General features: G+C 45.8%; 1 protein-coding gene and 1 pseudogene. Both read left to right on the top strand.

Annotated elements, in window-relative coordinates; translation table 11 throughout:
* Positions 1-58 precede the first annotated feature (58 nt).
* A pseudogene (locus QUB10_RS34120) lies at positions 59-1,123 on the top strand (IS66 family transposase).
* On the top strand, positions 1,089-1,511 hold the full coding sequence (locus QUB10_RS34115; protein ID WP_333207551.1) for an IS66 family transposase: 423 nt from the start codon (positions 1,089-1,091) through the stop codon (positions 1,509-1,511). The pseudogene QUB10_RS34120 and the gene QUB10_RS34115 overlap by 35 nt, the downstream one beginning before the upstream one ends.
* The last annotated feature ends 21 nt before the right edge of the window (positions 1,512-1,532 follow it).

The following is a 1,532-nucleotide window of genomic DNA, read 5'->3' as shown; positions in this document are numbered from 1 at the left end:
GTAAGGATTCAGGTCAAAAAAAGTTCAGAGACACCAAAAAATATGGTAATGTAGTTGAATGAGCCAAAAACCAGAGTCAGCAGCACTACAAATAGAAATAGTTAAGCAGTTGGGTCACGAAGAACTGGTAAAACTCGTGCTGACACAACAACAGCTCATCGAAAAATTACAACTCGAACTCGAAAAACTCAAACTCAAACAGCCAAGTAATAGTCAAACATCATCAAAGCCCCCATCCAGCGATTTATTACAGAAATCAGAAAAAGAAGCAACAGAGAACTCTCAAAAATCAGAGTCAGCACCAAAGCGAAAACCAGGAGGACAACCGGGGCATATCGGAAAAACCCGAAAAGGATTTGGGCGAGTAGACAGATTTCAAATCAGCGTCCCTGACGTTTGCGGACATTGCGGTAGCAGGGAATTAAGCGACCCGATGGGTCTGGCTACTAAGCAGCAAGTAGCCTGCTTAGTAGCCAGACCCATTGAAATAGTAGAATATCAGCGAATCAAGTGTCAGTGTCTCGAATGTGGAGCAATGGCAATCGGACCTGCAGCACCGGGTATCGTTCCAGGACAAGACATAAGCATCGACCTACAAGCATTATTGGTATGGCTAGGCAATTACGGGCACCTATCCTATGAAAAACAACAAGAATTCTTGTGGGAATTAGGTGGCATCAAAATTGGCATGGGCACATTACAAGCGACCAACGCACGAGTAGCTGATGCCATCAAGCCAGCCGTTGCAGACTTGTGGCAATGGGCACCCCGACAAGCCAACGTCCATGTAGACGAAACCCCTTGGTGCGTCAAGGGAATCAAAGAATGGTTGTGGACGGCGACAGGTCAAAATTTTTGCCTGTTCACGGAGCAGCAGATACTCGCAGTCGCTCGGAATTAGAAACCATGCTCGGCAATGAGTTTGCGCTCAGTGTTGAGTTCCGATGATTTTAGCGTTTACAATGGTGCGATCGTCGTGGGAGCGCAACAGAAATGTTTGGCACATCTGAGGCGACATTTTAAGAAAGTCCAGCAACTGAGTGATGGTAATAACACTGTAGTCGCAGAGGCATTTTTGGGATTAATTGATGAGGCGTTTCGACAGCATCGACTCCGGGCGTGAAAACCCTGAAGGGTTCGATTATCGTACTTGGGCAACAGACTTCAAGAGCAGACTGGCAGAATTATTAAATACTTGGCTCGGCCGTGTTGGTTATGCTGCGGGACTGTTGTTGCGCTCGTTGCGTGATAAAGCAGCTCAATGGTGGTACTTTTTAGACGACCCCTCAATTCCTCCTGACAATAATTTGGCGGAGCGTTCTCTACGATTAGCGGTGACCAAACGTAAAGTATCTGGTGGTTCCAGGTCAATGCCTCGGTTTGAACAAACGGCTGATTTACTATCTGCAATACAGACTTGTCGTTTTCAAGAAAAAAGCGCAATGGCTTTTTTCCGTGATGCGATATTTGCCCATACTTGTAACTTTTCCATGCCTTCTCTCATTCCTTAATCAAAGACCTGAATCCTTACA

It is taken from the genome of Microcoleus sp. B5-D4, from assembly GCF_036705145.1.
Lineage (GTDB): Bacteria > Cyanobacteriota > Cyanobacteriia > Cyanobacteriales > Microcoleaceae > Microcoleus.
The sequence above is the reverse complement of the archived record's forward strand: the minus strand, read 5'-3'. Positions and strand labels throughout refer to the sequence as shown.